The 18,639-nt window shown below is 44.8% G+C and carries 15 protein-coding genes and 1 pseudogene; 3 read left to right on the top strand and 13 right to left on the bottom strand.

Going from position 1 to position 18,639, the window contains the following annotated elements:
- Nucleotides 1-94: 94 nt before the first annotated feature.
- Nucleotides 95-670 (bottom strand): peptide deformylase, encoded by a 576-nt coding sequence (gene def, locus U1I11_RS19160; protein ID WP_322907729.1) that lies wholly within the window; start codon nt 668-670, stop codon nt 95-97.
- A gap of 359 nt (nt 671-1,029) precedes the next feature.
- On the opposite strand from def, the gene U1I11_RS19155 reads away from it, so the two are divergent.
- On the top strand, nt 1,030-1,479 hold the full coding sequence (locus tag U1I11_RS19155; RefSeq protein ID WP_322907728.1) for a MarR family winged helix-turn-helix transcriptional regulator: 450 nt from the start codon (nt 1,030-1,032) through the stop codon (nt 1,477-1,479).
- Nucleotides 1,480-2,025: 546 nt separating this feature from the next.
- Here U1I11_RS19155 and U1I11_RS19150 read toward each other — a convergent pair.
- The 5 genes and pseudogenes from U1I11_RS19150 to U1I11_RS19130 form a co-directional block, all read right to left on the bottom strand.
- The gene (locus U1I11_RS19150; RefSeq protein WP_322907727.1) at nt 2,026-2,343 is read right to left on the bottom strand and encodes a thioredoxin family protein; all 318 of its coding nucleotides are present in this window, start codon (nt 2,341-2,343) and stop codon (nt 2,026-2,028) included.
- Nucleotides 2,344-2,632: 289 nt separating this feature from the next.
- Nucleotides 2,633-3,406, bottom strand: a complete 774-nt coding sequence (locus U1I11_RS19145) for an alpha/beta hydrolase (RefSeq protein WP_322907726.1) — start codon at nt 3,404-3,406, stop codon at nt 2,633-2,635.
- Between the two features lie 765 nt (nt 3,407-4,171).
- Entirely contained in the window at nt 4,172-5,143 is a 972-nt protein-coding gene (locus tag U1I11_RS19140) for a ZIP family metal transporter (protein WP_322907812.1), read from the bottom strand.
- 546 nt (nt 5,144-5,689) lie between these two features.
- A complete protein-coding gene (locus U1I11_RS19135; protein ID WP_322907725.1) occupies nt 5,690-6,598 on the bottom strand; it encodes an aldo/keto reductase in 909 nt (302 codons plus the stop codon).
- 71 nt (nt 6,599-6,669) lie between these two features.
- Nucleotides 6,670-6,780: pseudogene (locus tag U1I11_RS19130) on the bottom strand (DUF2196 domain-containing protein); the annotation flags it as partial.
- 119 nt (nt 6,781-6,899) lie between these two features.
- Here U1I11_RS19130 and U1I11_RS19125 point away from each other — a divergent pair.
- Together U1I11_RS19125 and U1I11_RS19120 are read left to right on the top strand one after the other, a co-directional pair.
- Nucleotides 6,900-8,396, top strand: a complete 1,497-nt coding sequence (locus U1I11_RS19125) for an Eco57I restriction-modification methylase domain-containing protein (RefSeq protein ID WP_322907724.1) — start codon at nt 6,900-6,902, stop codon at nt 8,394-8,396.
- Complete coding sequence (locus tag U1I11_RS19120) at nt 8,393-9,343, top strand: BsuBI/PstI family type II restriction endonuclease (RefSeq protein WP_322907723.1); 951 nt, start codon at nt 8,393-8,395, stop codon at nt 9,341-9,343. Before U1I11_RS19125 ends, U1I11_RS19120 begins: the two co-directional genes overlap by 4 nt.
- A gap of 301 nt (nt 9,344-9,644) precedes the next feature.
- Here U1I11_RS19120 and U1I11_RS19115 read toward each other — a convergent pair whose 3' ends face one another.
- From U1I11_RS19115 to glpK, 7 genes are all read right to left on the bottom strand, one after another.
- Nucleotides 9,645-9,863: a YwbE family protein gene (locus U1I11_RS19115; RefSeq protein ID WP_322907722.1), complete on the bottom strand. Its 219-nt coding sequence runs from the start codon at nt 9,861-9,863 to the stop codon at nt 9,645-9,647.
- 193 nt (nt 9,864-10,056) lie between these two features.
- Nucleotides 10,057-10,317 (bottom strand): YqkE family protein, encoded by a 261-nt coding sequence (locus U1I11_RS19110; protein WP_322907721.1) that lies wholly within the window; start codon nt 10,315-10,317, stop codon nt 10,057-10,059.
- Nucleotides 10,318-10,662: 345 nt separating this feature from the next.
- Complete coding sequence (locus U1I11_RS19105) at nt 10,663-12,000, bottom strand: hemolysin family protein (RefSeq protein WP_322907720.1); 1,338 nt, start codon at nt 11,998-12,000, stop codon at nt 10,663-10,665.
- Between the two features lie 564 nt (nt 12,001-12,564).
- Nucleotides 12,565-13,068 carry a hypothetical protein gene (locus U1I11_RS19100; protein WP_322907811.1) on the bottom strand — a complete coding sequence of 168 codons (504 nt, stop codon included), beginning with the start codon at nt 13,066-13,068 and terminating at the stop codon, nt 12,565-12,567.
- A 567-nt stretch (nt 13,069-13,635) separates the two neighbouring features.
- Nucleotides 13,636-15,315, bottom strand: a complete 1,680-nt coding sequence (locus tag U1I11_RS19095) for a glycerol-3-phosphate dehydrogenase/oxidase (RefSeq protein WP_322907810.1) — start codon at nt 15,313-15,315, stop codon at nt 13,636-13,638.
- Between the two features lie 405 nt (nt 15,316-15,720).
- The gene (locus U1I11_RS19090) at nt 15,721-16,722 is read right to left on the bottom strand and encodes an iron-hydroxamate ABC transporter substrate-binding protein (RefSeq protein ID WP_322907719.1); all 1,002 of its coding nucleotides are present in this window, start codon (nt 16,720-16,722) and stop codon (nt 15,721-15,723) included.
- A 358-nt stretch (nt 16,723-17,080) separates the two neighbouring features.
- Nucleotides 17,081-18,574 carry a glycerol kinase GlpK gene (gene glpK, locus U1I11_RS19085; protein WP_322907718.1) on the bottom strand — a complete coding sequence of 498 codons (1,494 nt, stop codon included), beginning with the start codon at nt 18,572-18,574 and terminating at the stop codon, nt 17,081-17,083.
- Between the last annotated feature and the right edge of the window lie 65 nt (nt 18,575-18,639).

Below are 18,639 nucleotides of genomic sequence, written 5' to 3'. Positions count from 1 at the left end.
CCTTCTTCTATGTCTTAAGTTTTAAAAAAGTATTAAATTTTATAACAAAAAAGTTTACCAAACTGTGCTTAATAACCGATATAATAGTTTAGAATTAAAGAGGCTTAATATATTCGGTATCCGGCAGACGGAATGGGTCTTGCTGATTGATATGATCATAGAACATCACACCGTTCAAATGATCATACTCATGCTGGAACACGATCGCGGAAAATCCTTTAAGTTTAAGCTTAAATGGCACTCCATCTGGTGTATACGCCTGTACGGTCACCTTTTCATAACGTGGTACATAGCCCTCAACATCGCGATCTACAGACAAACATCCTTCGCCATGCTCCAAATAGGTCATCGCAGCTGAGTGGCTTAACAGCTTGGGATTGCAAAATACGTGCTCCACTTGTCGGTCTTGATCATCCGTGAAATAGACGACAAATACGCGTTTATTCCAGCCGATCTGATTAGCCGACAAACCGATTCCTGGTCGTAAACCGTACTTTTCGGCTGCTTGTTCATCTTGGGATTGCTTTAGAAACTCCATCATGCGATTTACGATCGTGCGATCCGCTTCGGACAGCGGAAGACTTACCGGCTCGGTAACTTGGCGTAATACCGGATGCCCTTCACGTACGATTTCATCCATCGTTACAAAAGGAAGTGATGATTGATTCAATGTAGCTGATGCCACCTTTTACTTAAAATATTGTTCATTTTCTTAAAATCATCCTGCAAACAGGCAATATTGATAGTTAATTATAAAAAATGTTCAAATTTACGTCAATGATAGCGGTCTTTTGTCTCAATCTGTCGAATTTGCATTGACGTAATACTGGTAACAAATTACTATATTGTTAAGGAAGTTTTAAGAAATGTTTGAGTAACTGTGGTAAGGCTGTTTTAAAGTATGTTAGTTTCTCACATCTTGGCGATGTACATACTTTATTCTTGATAGCCAACCCATTTCCGGTTGCTTTCATTATACCAATAATTAACTAACAGTTTTATTTATTTCAACTAAGGAGGATTTCACAATTGGAGACATCTGGAGAGCTTTTGAAAAGTTACTTGCTGCTGGTAGATCGTATGCCGAGAATTATGGAGCTGCCGACGCTGATGCGTCAGCTCAAATCAAATACAACCGAAATTTTCATCCTGCATTTTCTGCTGAATAATGGCAGTCAATACGGTACCGATATCGTTAAGGCAACCGGGCTAACAACAAGCGCGGTTACGCAAATTTGCGACAAGCTGGAACAGGAAGAATTGATCGAGCGTACACGTTCCGATCAAGATCGCCGGTATGTGAGCATTTCGATTACGCGCAAAGGTGGACGTGCATTAGATAAAATTTTTGGCACTATGGCAAATAAGCTGATCGAAAACATTCGCGATTTAAGCGATGACGAAGCAGACGAACTGCTGCTGCATCTGCGCAGTGTAGAACAGCTTGTTTTAAAACGCCGTCAATTGGCAATGAAGTAGCCAATCCAGCATGCTTCGGTGCCAATCAAGAGTACACATCTACAAACAGCCTGACACGGAATACAATCCGGTCAGGCTGTTTCGTATGTGTTGGATCAAGATCGAGAGCGTGCGCCTCAAACGATTGCGCATACTGCTACCGCTGTTGTATTTTGTTGGAACAGCTTTATCCATCTAGGGCGTGTACACAAACGTGGCATGTTGGAGCAGACACTACTGCGGTACAGAATAAGGGAACGGACTCCCGTCTCGCACCGAAATCTACGGAGTAGGAGTAGGAGTAGGAGTAATGGTAGATTCCCGTGTTTCAAAAACGTAAACACTGAAGCCCATCTGTCCCCCTTATTTCCTTCCCGCAGTGAAGTGAGGCTCGCAGCCTACGAATTTGCGTACATGCTCTAGATGGTGTCTACAAACGATCCTACGTCTCATTTTATTGTTCACAAAGATCAGAAATAAGACTCTGTACAGCGTAGTCTGACGCAAACTATCCGTATCGAACGATCTATAAAGCAGTTTGAAGACACGCCCTAGTACGATAAGGTCTTACTTAATTTCCGCAAGGTATTGAGAAACTTCAGTCGGTGTTTTGGCGAATTTGCTGTGCAGATGGGCGATTTTCTCGCCGCCGCGATAGACGAGCAAACTCGGGATACCGCGCACTTCATTTTGCTCAGCTACATCTTGAAACTTCTCGGCATCCATCGCAAAAAAGCGTTTTTCCGGGTTTTGCTCGATAATATCTCCGATAAAGCGATCCAATGTTCTGCAGTCTGGGCACCAGTTCGTATCAAATTTGATCACCGTATAATCCTGACCGCCAATTAACTCACGATATTGTTCCTCTGTTTGAATGCGTTCCATGTGTAGAACCGCTCCCTTCTGTGCTGGCATACCAGCTTGTTTGATCGTTATCATTATTTCAGACGGATTGCCGGATCGCAATCTATCTTAATTTAAAGAAATATCTTTATTTATTATCCGCTTTTAACGTCAATTTGGCAAGGTAATCGCTTGTGTCACTTTGATTTATCGTATGTGTAGCTGATGATCGTTTGATCATCCATACGCTTAGGCATGTTTATATCCGATTTGAAATGGTGACAGTACACAGTACAGTACATTTTGCTTAACAGCATAAGACAGCAGCATACTATTTCAGCAGCCGTACCGTATTGCGGGCAAACAGCCAATCCATCATTTCAGGGAAACGACGATAAAACGAATCCGCCTCATGATCTTCCCCTTCACGACGCACAAAATATAGCTGATCCGGCTGCTGTTGATTACGCGCCAAAATCGCTGCCGCTTCATTAGTCAACGACTGCATGAAACGCTGACGATTTTGCTTGGCTACCCCTTCAAGCGAGCCGATATCCATATAGATGCGCAGTCCAGACGCCAGCTCACGCTCCGCCATAAACTCTACAAATCCTTCATACCAAAGCGATGCTGACATCGCGCCGATGCGCCCAAATACTTCGGGATAGACGTAGGCAGCAAACAGCGCTACTAGCCCGCCAAGCGACTTGCCGATCATGCCGGTGCATTCCGGTCTTGGATCGGTATAAAAATTACGATCGACCCACGGCTTCACCTGATGAGTGAGCGTATACAAATACTGACTGGCACGCCCGCCAAAATGATCATAATGGCGACCCGGTTGCAATTTTTGCGCCGACCAGGGCGTATATTCATGGATACGATCTTGCGGGGTAATGCCTACCATAATTAGCTCCGGCAACGTCCCTGCCGCAAATCTAAGTTCCAGATGATAAATGTTACCGTTTAATACCGGATCAAACAGATCACCGCTGTCCTGCACATACACAACAGGCAACGGATAGTTGGCGTGCTCATAGGAAGGCGGCAAATAAATAAGCATTTCCCGTCCGGCATGTCTCTCTACAAACAATGATCCCTTCATGACGACTCCCCTTCTCCCAGCAACATTCATTGCAAGCTTGTATGAACAATCTGATATGCATAAAACGGGTTGTACATCGTAGTATAGCAAATCCCGCGCTTGCTGTCGTGTAGACGCTTTCTTGGTTGTGGTGGGAGGGCATATAAGCAAACTTGGCATGTTAAGACAGCCACCACTGCAGTACGGAATAAGGGAACAGACTCCCGTCTCGACTAGGAAGCTGCGGATGAGGAATACATGTACATTCCTAGTTTCAAATCTGTACGGTATTTTGCTGCGCAAAAACCTCTTTTCATTGCACCTCGTGTTTGGAAACCGCAAACCCTGAAGTCGTCCTTCCCCCTTATTTCCTTCCCGCAGTGAAGTGCTGCTCACAGCATGCGAGTTTGCGTACATATCCTAGTAGGCTGTCTCGAATAAAAATTGTGTTTAAACGTATCTAAATCGATTCAGCACCAAGCGATTGTTGGATCAACAAACTGTAAATGTACTTGAGACAAGCTACTAATAAGCTGACCGCGTTAAATAAGTAGTTTGCTATTGCAGAGCAGCGCTGTTCTCCTGCTACGATTCCAGTGTATTTTCATAAGATGGAGTGAATCAGACACTGCATTTAAGCTGGTCAGCCTACTAGTCGGCAGCCTATTTCCGAACAATAACTGTATAAAACCAACTTCAATTACGCATCGCATCCATGATCACTTTATATCACTTAGCTTGTAGTAATAAATATAATTAAATGACACGCTAACGCCGTTATGTCCCTTATATGCTAAGCACCAGTGCAGCAAGCAATCCGAGCGAAGCGATCAAACCGACGATCGGGCCGCCTTCTTCATATGCTTCCGGTGCCATCGTAGAGCACAGCATAGCGATAATACCGCCACCGGCAAAAGCGCCGATGCCTGCCTTTAATTCCTTTGGCAGCATTTCCAGGAACAGATAACCGAGCATAGATGCTAGCGCTGAGATGGTCAGCACCGCGAGCCACATCCAAAATATTTTACGGCGTGAAAACCCGCTTTGCTGCATCCCTACTGTACTCGATAACCCTTCCGGAATATTGCTAACAAAAATGGAGACGACGAGCACCCAGCTTACACCTTGTCCAGTAAGCAAGCTTGCACCGATCATAATCGATTCAGGGATCGCATCCATAACTGTACCGGCGAAAATACCAAGCCCACTTTGTCCTTTTCCATCTTGTTGCTGTTTGCCATTCGCGGATGAACCGCCGCTACTATTACTATTACTATTACTATTACTATTACTATTACTGTTTTCGCTCCGCTTGCCGGACTGATTCTGGACAGCGGTTTCTGTTGCTGTATTTCCCTGTGCGCAGGCATGTGGCGGTAATATGCTAGTGCGGTAAATTCCATCTTGCGCAGAATGATCGGTACTGTGCGCTCCATTCCCTTGCGCGGCTGTACCTTCTGTACTAGTCGGAGACAGCGCCTGCTTCATCTTATACGAACGCTTGCGATTCGCACCGCCTTTACTGGACACATACAGATCGAAGATCGTATACACAACCGCCCCCACCAGAAAACCGATCGCAGTCGCTGCCAGTCCGCCATCATCGATCGCATCTTCTAATAGTTCAAACGAAGCAGCACCAATCAATGTACCTGTACCAAATGCCATAATCCAGCCGATGATCTTTTTGGGGATGTTGAAAAATGCTGCTACTACAGCGCCAAGCAACACCGCTGAGCCTGCAATCGCTCCCCACATCAATGCACTCCACATGTACTCTGCCTCCCGTCTGCAATCCACTCTGTCCACTTATTAACCAGATTAACAGGTCATGTCATACCTTTTATGTCATTTTCTGCTTATGCTGGCTAAATAACATAAACAAGCCGCCCTCGTCTAATGCCAAGAGCGGCTTGTTTGTGTGTCATTGATAGATGCAGATCGATGGATACAGACAAAGTGATCTGTAGCTGTAACCGTTCACGAGATCAAAGGACATGCCAAACGAGCAGAGTGTATTCGTCAACAATACAGTTCATGCTTCACCAAACGCATAGATGCTAAGCCACCTTCAAAAGCAATTGAAGTGTCAGTCCGACTTCAATAGATGACGGTTAATGTACTCGTTTCATTATGTGCACAAGTTGCCGGATCGTCCTATATACTTCCACGGTTGATCGTTGATCTCCTAACATGTACGGCAGCAGGCGATCAGCAATCTATCACAGCGCTTTATAACTGTGCTGTAATGACAGGTTCATTCCCTTGCACCGCATTGTCCGTTAACGATCCATTTCATTATCCTTACCGATGCTGCTCATACGTATTCGCCGGACGTAACGAGCGAATCAATGTCACCTCTTGATCAGTCAGCGGCGGCAAATTGCCTGCTTCCACATTGTGATGCAATTGCGCGGATGAGCTGGCGCCCGGAATGACTGCACCGGTTGCCGGATGGGCAAGCGCGTAGCGAATCGCCAGCTGGGTTAGGCTACGCCCTTCGTCACAAAGTTGTTCCAGATGATGGCGCAGCGTAATGATCTCGCTGCCTTCGATACCGAGATAGCCTTTTAACGCTTTATCTTCGCGTCCGTGCGCAAGCGCCCCACTCGCTACCGGGCCACGCACAATCGCACTAATGCCATGTTCGGCAAGCAGTGGCAGCACTTCTTCTTCAGGACGACGATCCAATATGCTATATTGGCTCATCAGGCTGACGATATGCGAACGTTTTACGTATTCACGGATCACATTCGGACGAATGGACGAAATACCGTATTGGCGAATAATACCTTCACGCTTCAGTTGCTCAAATGCCTCAATCGTTTCATCGATCGGATCATCCAGTGTACCGCCATGCAATTGGTACAGATCGATATAATCGGTTTGCAGACGGCGTAAACTATGTTTGACCGCTTCCATAATGTACGCTTTGGAAGCATCCCACACCCAGCCCTCTTTGCCAGGAATACGACGATTTCCGACTTTGGTGGCGAGTACAACATCGCTACGACGCCCTTTGATCGCTTTCCCTACAATTTCCTCGTTCCGCCCTTCATCATACAGATCGGCGGTATCGAGCAATGTGACGCCAAGCTCAAGCGCTTCATGCAGCAGCGAGATCGCTTGCTGTTCATCTGTACCGAGCGACATACAGCCCAGACCGATCTCACCAACGACCAGATCGGACGCACCTAATTTATTTTGTCTCATCCTGTGTACCCCTTTCGTATTCAGCTTATCCATTGCACTCCATTTTCCAGCTCAAGCGATCCAATGATGCGCTATAGCAGCGATGATCCGTTGGCAGACGCAACAATATGTTTTACCCGTCCAACTTGCCCGGATACCAGTCTGACTTTAATGCCATGCGGATGGGTTGGTGAATTAATTATAAATCTCTCATATTCAACAAAATAGTAGGGCAAAACATGTGAAATATATCTTTTTCACTTCATAATGAAACTTAAGATATAATAATACAATAAATATTCATATACTTGAGGTGCTATATATGTCATTTTTGCTTGAAGAAATCGATAAAAGAAGATTAGAAGTTAATAAATTGTTAAATTCAAAACGCCGATCCCAATTAGGTCAATTTATGACCCCTATAGGTGTTGCTGAGTACATGGCTTCTCTTTTCAAACCAACAAATACATGCGATCACTACTTACTTGATGCCGGAGCAGGTATCGGCTCATTAACTTGCGCTTACTTAGATCGGATAATTGTTTCCGAGTCAAGTGCTACTATAAATTCGTATACTTTTGAGATCGATGACATTTTGCGCGAACAGTTAAAGACTTCTATAAAAACATATACTGATAAATTAAAGCTAAACACCCAGATTATAGCTGATGATTTCATTGAATGGGCAGTAGACATTTTGATCAATAACAACACTTTACTGAACAGCAGTAATCCAGTTCGTTTCACTCATGCCATACTTAATCCTCCATACAAACAGTTTCCAAGCGATTCACGTTACCGGAAAATTCTTCGAGATGTAGGAATTGAAACTGGTAATTTGTACTCTGCCTTTGTTGCACTCGCTCTCGCTTTAATGGAAGAAGGAGGTCAGGTAGTAGCAATTATACCTCGCAGTTTTTGTAATGGTCCCTACTTCCGTCACTTCAGAAATTATTTACTTAATGAAGCTGCAATTCATCATCTTCATCTTTTCAACTCAAGAACTGAGGCTTTTAAAGACGATAAAGTTTTGCAAGAAAATGTAATCATTCTCTTAGAACGCGGCGGTATTCAAGGTGATGTTGTTGTATCGTCATCAACGGATAGTTCCTTTACTGATTATGTCACTAAAGTACGCCCATTTGAAAAAATCGTATCTTCTCTTGATGCTGAAAAATTTATTCACATCCCAACTTCATCAGTCGAAAACCCAATTGTTGAATCAGATCATATTGTATATACATTGCAAGATATTGGAGTACAAGTTTCTACCGGTCCTGTAGTTGATTTTCGGTCAAAAAACGATTTAGTTCAAATGCCTGAGCCGGATTCTGTACCGTTATTTTATCCTAACCACTTTGTAGGACAATACGTACAATGGCCCAAAGAAATGAAAAACCCTAATGCCATAAAAAGAAATGAGAAAACCGAAAAACTTTTATATCCAAATGGGTATTATACGGTTGTAAAACGTTTCTCGTCTAAAGAAGAAAAGAAAAGATTAGTTGCGGGTGTATTAAATCCAGATCAATTTAATAGTGAAGTTATTGCATTCGAAAATAGTTTAAATGTATTCCATTCAAAAAAGTCAGGCATTCCCAAAGAACTTGCACATGGTTTGTTGGCTTACCTTAATTCCTCATGGGTTGATGAATACTTTAGAATGTTTAATGGTCATACACAAGTAAATGCAACCGACTTACGGGCCATGAAATACCCAAGTAGAGAAGTACTGATTACTCTTGGCTGTTGGGTTCTTACTATTGCTGATAAAATAGAACAGCAGAAGCTTGATGAAAAGTTGGAGGAGATTTTATGATCAATGATCATCAGAATAAAATCAATGAAGCACTTGAGATTATTAAATCTCTAGGATTACCAAGAGGACAGCACAATGAGCGAACTGCTCTATGCTTACTTGCACTTTTGAATTTAAGCCCTGATAAAAACTGGATAGAATCCAGCGCCCCTCTAATAGGCATTACACCTATTATCGTTTTTGCCAGAGAATATTATGGGAAAATATATGCACCAAATACAAGAGAGACCTTTAGGCGACAATCAATACATCAATTTGTCGATGCTGGTATTGTGGTATACAATCCTGACAAACCAACCAGATCAGTTAATAGTCCTAAAGCAGTTTATCAAATTGAGCCAGAAGCATTAAAACTTTTCAAATCATTTGGAACTTCTCAATGGCAAGAAAATTTGCATGAATATTTACTTGTGAGAGAAACATTAATCCAACAATATGCTAAACAACGAGAGCAAAACCGAATACCTGTTCAGATCGCTCCAGGACGGCAAATACTCATTAGTCCTGGAGAACATAGTGAGCTAATTAAAGACATTATTGAAGACTTCGCGCCTCGGTATGCTCCAGGAGGAATCTTGATTTATGCTGGAGATACTGGAGAGAAATTAGGATATTTTGACAAAAACCTTTTGCAGAGTCTTAGAGTAAACGTTGACTCTCATGGAAAAATGCCCGATGTTGTCATTTACTATCAAGAACGGAATTGGCTTCTTCTAATCGAATCCGTTACAAGTCATGGCCCAGTTGACGGTAAACGACATAAAGAATTAGCACGATTATTTGAAAATTCTACCGCAGGTCTTGTGTATGTGACTGCTTTCCCTACTCGTAGTTTAATGGCAAAGTATTTGCCTAAAATAGCATGGGAAACAGAAGTCTGGGTTGCAGACGCACCATCTCACTTGATTCATTTCAATGGTGTACGTTTTCTAGGTCCCTATGATTAATAAAAACAGACATTGGAACTTCCTTATCCAATGTCTGTTTATCTTTTATCCTTTGTTCAGCAATTTCAACAACTATATTTCGTTTGGATTTTCTTTTTCAAATGCGAAAAATTTTTTCCAAAGGTTATAGACAAATTATTGAATTCGGTATGAGATAGCTGAGATTATCTTACTTATTAAGCAATTAATTATTTACAGTTCATATATCCACCTAATTTATTTTGTCTCATCCTGTGTACCCCTTTCGTATTCAGCTTATCCATTGCACTCCATTTTCCAGCTCAAGCGATCCAATGATGCGCTATAGCAGCGATGATCCGTTGGCAGACGCAACAATATGTTTTACCCGTCCAACTTGCCCGGATACCAGTCTGACTTTAATGCCATGCGGATGGGTTGGTGAATTAGTCAAAATATCTTTCACTACTCCGCGTGTCAATGTGCCTGACCGCTGATCTTGCTTAAGTACAATATCCACTTCCAGACCCGGACGGATGTTTGCTCGTGTTTGTCCATTCATCGTGTTATGTTCCTTTCGTTGATCGCCTGCATCCTATGCGGCATCTCTCTGTTGCATCCGTTGCAGATGTATTTTACCTTATCTCACCTAAATTTTGACCAAAAATAGCACCGATGTGCCAGCGGCATCTGCCGTTCACGTCCACACCGGTGCTATCTTTCACATCATCATCCATCTGCTCAGCGCAAGTGGATTATTTATATTTTTTCCAATCCTGCTTGCTATGATCGAGCAAATAGGCAAAATCATTATCGCGTCGCTTCTGCTCAGTACGGCGTTCTTCCTCTGCCTGACGGCGCTGCTGCTCCTGACGCTCATACTCTTGCTCACGCAGCTCTGTCGCCTGTGCTTTCAGCTTATCCAGCACATCCGCACTTAGCATATCTTTGAGCGTTGCTGGTTTATCGTGCGCCGTAACCGCTGGACGCGCAGATGCTTTATTTTTTTTCGCCATCTGATCCACCCCGCTATTCGTAAAATAGTTCCCTTTATTATACCATATTCCGTTCGTGCTGCTCCATGTTCTGCTGAATGATGATAAGTACGAACCGACTTTGACTGACAGCTATATGTAAAAGCTGTGCAGCATCAGCCGGTATACTAATCTATTCATAGGCTAATCAATGTCGGCATGTTTCTCCATATTGTACATTTTGGCTAATGCTCTAAACTCCCATTAGCCTGCTCATATGTTCGCTCTCCAACTACTAGGCGGTATTTTCAAACTATTCTACCTACCGTTCGATCCGGTTGCTTTGCATGAGACAGTGCTTTTTATATACGGTTCATTTCAAACCGCTTAATCCCGTTTATCGATATCAATCTCATCATCTTCCACATACGGCTGCACCTCAATCGCCCGAATATGCTGCTGCTCCATCCGTGTAACCGTAAAAGTAAAACCATCTTCCACTACCGAATCGCCCTCATGAATATTGAATTTGCGCGTCCACATCCAGCCGCCGATCGTATACGCTTCACCTGCTTCAATATCGGTACCGAGGCGACGATTCACCTCGTGAATAAGCGCCTGTGGCTGCAGCTGGTAATGCTTGTCGCCCAGCTTCGTAATCGTAGGTGTGGGCGGTGGCTCGCTATCTGACTTGGACGGAATATCGCCGACGATTTCCTCCAGCACATCTTCAAGCGTCACAATGCCCGCCGTACCGCCGTATTCATCCAGCAATACCGCCATATGAATATTATCCTTTTGCATCCGTCCAAGCAGCTCACGCGCAGGCACCGTCTCGATCAATTGCAGCACCGGACGGATAAACGAAGCGATTGCATCTTCGGGCGAATGCTGTCTGTGCACGACGTCGCGCAGCACTTCTTTTACGTTTAGCAGCCCGATAATTTTATCCTTATCGCCTTCAAGCGCAACCGGCAACAAGCTAAACGGCTCCTCTTTAATAATTTCATAAAAACGCGCCAGCTTCGCATCCTGCGCAATATAGATCATCTCTGTACGCGGCACCATAATCTCGCTGCCAACGAGTTCGTCAAAATCAAACACATTGTTTAAATACCGATATTCTGTCGGCGTAATGCTGCCACTTTTATACCCTTCAGACAGCGCAAACCGCAGTTCTGCTTCGCTTTGCGCCGCCTCATGCTCCGAGATCGGCTTCACCCCGAACAGACCGGTAATTAGGCGTGAAGAACGGCTCAACACCCAGTTAAACGGATAGGTGATCCGATAAAATACAATCATCGGTCTGGCAAAAAATAATGCCATCGGTTCCGCAACCTGAATCGCAAATGACTTTGGCACCAGCTCACCAATTACTACTTCAAAATACGTCAGCAATAAAAATGCTAGCAAAAACGACAACACTGGCGTGATCGCATCCGGAATATGCAGCAGCACAAATAGAGGCTGCAACAGTTCCTCAATCGTCGATTCTCCCAGCCAACCGAGTGCAAGCGAAGTCAACGTCGTACCAAGCTGACAGGCGGACAAAAACTCATCCAGCTTGCCGATGATCGACTGCACCGCTTTCGCATTTTTATTGCCTTCCTCTGCCAGTTGATTAATGCGCGATATCCGCACCCGAATAATCGAATATTCCGACGCCACAAAAAACGACGTCAATAAAATGAGCAAAATGACTAAAATAACATTAACCGTCTCCATCTGCATCAATCCCCTTTCCGTTTGCCTGCTATATGTATTGTTTTACTCAATGCACTCTAGTATATACCCTCAATCACCCGCTTTCGTACCGTTTTAATATGATAACAGGCTCACATCCACATCCTTGATCGGCTCCAATTTGCCATATACGTATCCAATCATCCGTGTAGGATCAACGAATAGAATCGTGCCCAAACTCCACTTTATATTGTAAATGAACACCTTATACCGTAAATACAATGCAATTCCGCCTCATGCAAAACGAGCTTATGCGCATCATCCAAACTAAAAAGCCCGCTCCAGCAAAGGAACAGGCTTTTATCGAAAATCATTCCCAGTAGTTTGTCTAACCTAAATTCAGGTGTGTCTATCTCATCATCATTTGCAGATGAACACAGGGGGCGATTTTTATGGAAACAACCTACTAAAGCGTGTACGCAAACTCGTAGGCTGCGAGCTGCACTTCAATGCGGGAAGGCAATAAGGGATAAGGATGGCTGCTAGTGTTTGCGTTTTTTAAACATAGGTTTGCGCACACACCCGAACACCATCTACCATTTCTCCCTACCAATCCTGCTTGCGCGCAAACATCATCCATGCCCCGCCCAACAGCAACGCTACTGCGACTAACGGCTGTACAAACACAAAACGCGACAACACCGAATCGATCGAAAATACCGCAAAAAACAACAGCGACAGCACAGTTAGCAAATTAATCGGAATAAGCAGCCATTTGTTGCGTGTACCAAACCAGTAAAATTCAAACAATCCGACCGCCACCGCCAAAATAAAGCCCGGCCACATCATGCCCCATAATCCAAACATTTGCGCAATCTGGCTCACCAATCCACCTACGATCAAAATCCCGCCCGGTATGAGCATTCCAATTCCTTGCCTACCCACAAGCGAAAAGGTCAACCAGTGCAAAAACAACCCCAGCGGAATCACAAACAATGTCGGCCAAAAAATCGCAAAAATCTCGCCCGCATTGCCCGAACCGCCCGGATTCAAAAATAAGTACACACCGAGCAACAGCAACACCGGTGCAATAATCGCCCTTTTAATCATCACGACGTCCTCCTTTTATAATCCTATGTCATAGTATGTACCCCGATATGTATAAATTAGCGTGCTCGTCTGTGGATAAGTTTGGGTTACTGCCATTCATTGTAGCACAACCGCCGCTCACTCGCTTCCGCCGCGGGGTAATGCGTCCACCTAGACTTTAGTCGGGGAAGCATCAGCTTCACCAGTGAGATCGAGATCGTTATTGCAGTCGTATGCACTACAATCATACACAATAAAAATTGAAATTTAACTTGGTCTGCATAGTAAGTACATAATCAAAATAAAATTTTAACTCGGTTTTAGGAAGCGTAAGCAAACCCGTATGTTGCGAGTTACACTTCACTGCGGGAAGGCAATAAGGGATAAGGACGGACTTCAGTGTTTGCGCTTTTCAAACACGAGGTGCAATGAAAAAAGGTTTTTACGTAGCAAACTACCATCCTAACTAATTAAGCATACTCAACGATCACACTAACAGAAAGCCCTTCAGCTACGTGAGCAGCATGAAGGGCTTCAGCTTTTTTTACCATTCAGTTCAATTTTCCACCATTCCGTGCAATCGATCGCTTAAACGGCAAATTCACTGCTTGTTTCCGCATCCGAAGGAACGACCGCATCGTGCAATTGTGCCTCAAGCTCATCGGTATAATGGCGTTTTTGCTCGGCAGTCCAGTCTAGACGTTTAGCCATATAATCGATCACTGGCTGTTTCCACTGCTGTACCCAGGCGATATTAAAAAAGAGCGCACCGGTGCGGCGAATAAAGAAATCGACCGGTTTAACCGTCATTTCCTCTGTCATCCCATATACGATGCGTACGCGCACATCGACTGGCAGCTTCAGCTCGGCAGCCAGCTCATCTTGCTGATTGACCAGTGCGAACAGTTTGCTCACATTGGAGCCATAAAAGCTCGACAACTGCTCCGCTTGCTCGCGTGTCAGTCCAACATTAGCGCCAGCATCGGCATGTTGGCGAATAAAGGCTGGCAGACCTGCCGAACCGCCTACATTACCGCCTGAAATCGTCATATGTTTCGTTTGGCAAGGTTTGAACGTTTTGCCTGTTTCTTTGCTCAGCAATGTGCTTGCCAGATCGACGACCATTTCTGCCATTTTGCGATACCCGGTCAGTTTGCCGCCTGCGATTGTAATCAAACCGCTATCAGACTGCCAGATTTCGTCTTTACGCGAAATTTCGGATGGTGATTTGCCGTCTTCGTGAATAAGTGGACGTACACCTGCCCAGCTTGATTCCACATCGTCCACCGTCACTTTGACGGTCGGGAACATATAGTTAATCGCATCGATCACATATTGACGATCTTCGGTCGTCATCCGTGGATGGATCGGGTCGGCTTTGTACACCGTGTCGGTCGTACCGACATATGTTTTGCCATCACGCGGAATCGCGAATACCATCCGTCCATCCGGTGTATCAAAATAAACCGCTTGTTCCAGTGGGAAACGCGCATGGTCGATCACAAGGTGAATCCCTTTGGTCATTTGCAATGTTTTGCCTTTTTTGGAGTTGTCGATTTTGCGCAATGTATCGACCCACGGTCCAGCGGCATTAATGACTTTATGCGCCATAATCCGGTATTCTTTGCCGCTGATCGTGTCTTTTACTTTAACGCCTTTTAGCTTGCCATCTTCATAAATAAAGTCGACTGCTTTGGCATAGTTCACCGCCAACGCCCCACGTGTTGTCGCTTCTTTGATCACTTCGATCGTCAGACGCGCATCATCGGTACGGTATTCGACATAATAACCGCCGCCTTTTAAGCCCTCTTGTTTGATCAAAGGTTCTTTATTTAGCGTTTCCTGGACGCTTAACATTTTGCGGCGTTCATTGCTTTTTACACCGGCAAGAAAGTCATACACACGCAGTCCAACCGATGTGCTAAAGCTGCCAAATGTACCGCCTTGGTGGAACGGCAACAGCATCCATTCCGGTGTGGTTACATGCGGGCCGTTTTCGTATACGATCGCACGCTCTTTACCGACTTCCGCTACCATTTTTACTTCAAATTGTTTTAAATAACGCAAACCACCATGCACTAGCTTGGTCGAACGGCTAGATGTACCTGCCGCAAAGTCCTGCATTTCGATCAGACCGACTTTCATCCCACGTGTGACAGCATCCAATGCGATCCCTGAACCGGTAATACCACCGCCGATTACTAACACGTCCAGCGTTTCAGTGCTCATCTTTTGCAATTGCTCTGCTCTTGTATGTGCCGCAAACATCGTCATTACATTTGCCTCCCTGTATCGTTAATTTAAATAGATGATTCGATATCGTATTTAATAACCGTTTCGTTAGCTCTGGAACTGCACAACTTCAGTCATAAAAAAGTTTCAATGGATCGTTCGAAATTCCAGCTTGCTCGACCTGTACTTTGCTTAATCCTTGAATATTTTTCCAAATAAGACCGTAAAAAAGAGACCACGAACAGTACACTGAATCGGCAAATGCCGTGTGTATGCGTGGTCTCTCAAAGTCTCATGACGTAATTATTAACTTGTTAACGTTATTATAGCATATTCATGTGAGGGTGGCAAAGAAATCGTTCAAATTTTATAAACATTTTGCCTCGGTTGCTAAACACGCAGCACCGCTATCTATTGCAGCTTAACATAGGTTAGCTATAGTTAAGAAGCCGCACCTGTCAAACTTTTCACGATAAAAGCAAGCTGTGCATCCATCGAGATCGGATCGTTGAAATAATACGCAATCGGATCGATAGTAAACACATGCCCTGCTTTGACGGCAGGCAAGTTTTTCCATAGACTGCTGTTGTACAATGCCAGACCGGTCGTATCGCCATCACCGCCCCACGGGGAAGTAAAAATATAGTCCCCAGCAAAGTCAGGTACATTTTCCAGCGAAATATCGACATAACCTGGTCCGCTTTGGATCGCTTTTTGCTCGGTCATCGGCGTGCCTTTCAAACCTAGCTCTTGGTAAATGATCTCACCGCCGCGTCCATAGCGGTCGCCCATCACATATACACCTTTGGCATATGGTTGGATGATCGAGACCGTTTTGTCGCCGACAGCTGCTTGCACTTTAGGCTTCGCTTCGTTAATTTTGCTTTCCCAGGCTGCGGCAAGTTCTTTTGCTTTGTCTTCAGTGCCGGTCATTTTGCCAAATTCCTGCAATTGCTGTTTGTAAGTATATTGACCGTATTTAATCGCTACCGTTGGCGCTACTTTTTCATAGTTGGCAAGATTGGCATCACCATCCCAAACGACGATCAGATCGGGATTTAGTGCCAGCACTTCCTCCACTTTGGGCGTTGCGCCCAGGTTCGTTACGCCGTCGGTTGTGCCTTTTAGCATACTGCTCGTAAATACATGGTCAACCGTCGCAATCGGCTTTAAACCTAGTGCTACAAAATAACCATAATAGCTGTCCGCCAGCACTACAATCCGTTTCGGATGACTCGGCACATCCACTTCGCCATTAGCTGCTTTATATTTAATCGTCGCTTGCGCTTCAGTTGACGTTGCCGCCTCATTATTGTTGCCTGTTGCTGTAGACGCATTGCCTGACTCGGATTGCGAACCGGTCTGTGCTTGCCCACATGCTGCCAACACCGCTACTAGCAAAATCGTCATTAATATCATGCTGTATTTGCGCAAAGTATACATACCGTTAAAACCGCCTTTTCTACTTTTATTGATAAAGATTATCATTTTCAATAGACATCGTAGCATACTGTGCACTATATTTCACTATGTATTTTAAAGGAAATGGTATCGTGCACGGGCAGGTAGCTGTTATGAGGGAATAGCCGTCGTTTTACGTGTTTAGTTAGGGGAAAGTTTGCGTTTAGGAAGTGGGAAAAGAGCTTATACAAGCGATCAGCATATTATGCAAACCTGCTTCTTCTCGTACAAACCTGCTTCTTCTCGTACAAATAAAGCCTGCACTCCCGCCTGGCGGCAAGAATGCAGGCTTTTCGCTCCGTCTCAAACGGATCATATCATCACCATGCTATATCGTATATTACTTAAACGCCATCGTAGCGTGTACCGCTTTTTGCCAACCTGCATACAGTTGTTCGCGTTGCTCATCCGGCATCGCTGGAGTGAAATTGTCCACTAGATCGCTATGGGTGGAAGCAATCTCATCCAGACTTTCCCAATATCCGACAGCCAGACCAGCCAAATACGCTGCGCCCAGCGCAGTCGTTTCATTGACGGCAGGACGCTCTACCGGTACGCCGAGAATATCGCTTTGGAACTGCATCAAAAAGCCATTTTTCACCGCACCACCATCGACTTTAAGCGACTCGACCGTCACGCCACTATCGCTCTCCATCGCGGTCAGTACATCTTTTGTCTGATACGCAAGTGACTCCAATGTCGCACGGATGAAATGCTCTTTGCTCGTACCGCGTGTCAGACCGAATGCTGCACCACGTACATCGCTATCCCAATACGGGCTACCCAGTCCGACAAACGCAGGTACGATATACACGCCATCCGTCGATTCAACGCGAGTCGCATAATTTTCGCTTTCCGCCGCATCGCGGAACATCCGTAAACCGTCGCGCAACCACTGAATCGCCGAACCTGCCACAAAAATACTGCCTTCCAGCGCATAGTTAATTTTGTCGCCTACACCGCATGCGATCGTGGTGATTAGTCCATGTTCAGAGCGGATTGGTTGTTCGCCTGTATTCATCAGCATAAAGCAGCCTGTACCGTATGTGTTTTTGACCGAGCCTTTTTCATAACAAGCTTGTCCGAACAGGGCAGCTTGCTGATCACCAGCGGCACCGGCAATCGGTACATTTTCACCAAAGAAATGATAATCTACCGTATGTGCGTACACTTCGGACGATGGGCGAACTTCAGGCAATAGCGAAGCCGGTACGCCGAGAATATCGAGCAGCTCCTCATCCCATTTCAGATCGAAAATATTGTACATGAGCGTACGGGATGCGTTTGAATAATCGGTCACATGCGCTTTGCCACCGGACAGTTTCCAGATCAACCATGTATCGATCGTACCGAACATCAGCTCGCCACGTTCAGCGCGTTCACGCACACCGTCTACATGATCCAAAATCCATTTTACTTTAGTGCCGGAGAAATAAGGGTCGATTAGCAGACCGGTTTTTTCACGGAATTTGGCTTCTAAACCTTGAGCCTTCAATTCATCGCAAATATCGGAACTTTGACGGGATTGCCAGACGAGCACATTGTAGACCGGATCGCCGGTTTTGCGATCCCAGATCACAGTCGTTTCACGTTGGTTGGTGATGCCGATCCCGGCGATTTGCGATGGCTTAACATGCGATTCAGACAGACAAGAGGCGATAACCGCCAAAATAGAACTCCAAATTTCATCCGCATTTTGCTCAACATGACCTGGCTTTGGAAAATATTGCGGAAATTCGCGCTGTGCCATATAAACGATCTCGCCTTTTTTGTTAAATAGAATCGCACGGGAGCTCGTTGTACCTTGATCAAGTGACATAATATATTGTTCCATAACATAGTTCCTCCTCAAAAGGGTTACTGTTTGATGTATTAGTTTATTAAGCGATCGGTTTGATC

Source organism: Paenibacillus campi (assembly GCF_034659835.1).
Lineage (GTDB): Bacteria > Bacillota > Bacilli > Paenibacillales > Paenibacillaceae > Saccharibacillus > Saccharibacillus campi.
This window is presented reverse-complemented; position numbering and strand designations above follow the sequence as displayed.

What these genes read in the sequence shown, in the direction of transcription:
- U1I11_RS19095 (WP_322907810.1), bottom strand. Translation starts at nt 15,315, where the DNA reads ATGTTTGCGGCACATACAAGAGCAGAGCAATTGCAAAAGATGAGCACT.
- U1I11_RS19140 (WP_322907812.1), bottom strand. Translation starts at nt 5,143, where the DNA reads ATGTGGGGAGCGATTGCAGGCTCAGCGGTGTTGCTTGGCGCTGTAGTA.
- U1I11_RS19120 (WP_322907723.1), top strand. Translation starts at nt 8,393, where the DNA reads ATGATCAATGATCATCAGAATAAAATCAATGAAGCACTTGAGATTATT.
- U1I11_RS19115 (WP_322907722.1), bottom strand. Translation starts at nt 9,863, where the DNA reads ATGAATGGACAAACACGAGCAAACATCCGTCCGGGTCTGGAAGTGGAT.
- U1I11_RS19150 (WP_322907727.1), bottom strand. Translation starts at nt 2,343, where the DNA reads ATGGAACGCATTCAAACAGAGGAACAATATCGTGAGTTAATTGGCGGT.
- U1I11_RS19090 (WP_322907719.1), bottom strand. Translation starts at nt 16,722, where the DNA reads ATGTATACTTTGCGCAAATACAGCATGATATTAATGACGATTTTGCTA.
- glpK (WP_322907718.1), bottom strand. Translation starts at nt 18,574, where the DNA reads ATGGAACAATATATTATGTCACTTGATCAAGGTACAACGAGCTCCCGT.
- U1I11_RS19100 (WP_322907811.1), bottom strand. Translation starts at nt 13,068, where the DNA reads ATGATTAAAAGGGCGATTATTGCACCGGTGTTGCTGTTGCTCGGTGTG.
- U1I11_RS19135 (WP_322907725.1), bottom strand. Translation starts at nt 6,598, where the DNA reads ATGAGACAAAATAAATTAGGTGCGTCCGATCTGGTCGTTGGTGAGATC.
- U1I11_RS19105 (WP_322907720.1), bottom strand. Translation starts at nt 12,000, where the DNA reads ATGGAGACGGTTAATGTTATTTTAGTCATTTTGCTCATTTTATTGACG.
- U1I11_RS19145 (WP_322907726.1), bottom strand. Translation starts at nt 3,406, where the DNA reads ATGAAGGGATCATTGTTTGTAGAGAGACATGCCGGACGGGAAATGCTT.
- U1I11_RS19110 (WP_322907721.1), bottom strand. Translation starts at nt 10,317, where the DNA reads ATGGCGAAAAAAAATAAAGCATCTGCGCGTCCAGCGGTTACGGCGCAC.
- U1I11_RS19125 (WP_322907724.1), top strand. Translation starts at nt 6,900, where the DNA reads ATGTCATTTTTGCTTGAAGAAATCGATAAAAGAAGATTAGAAGTTAAT.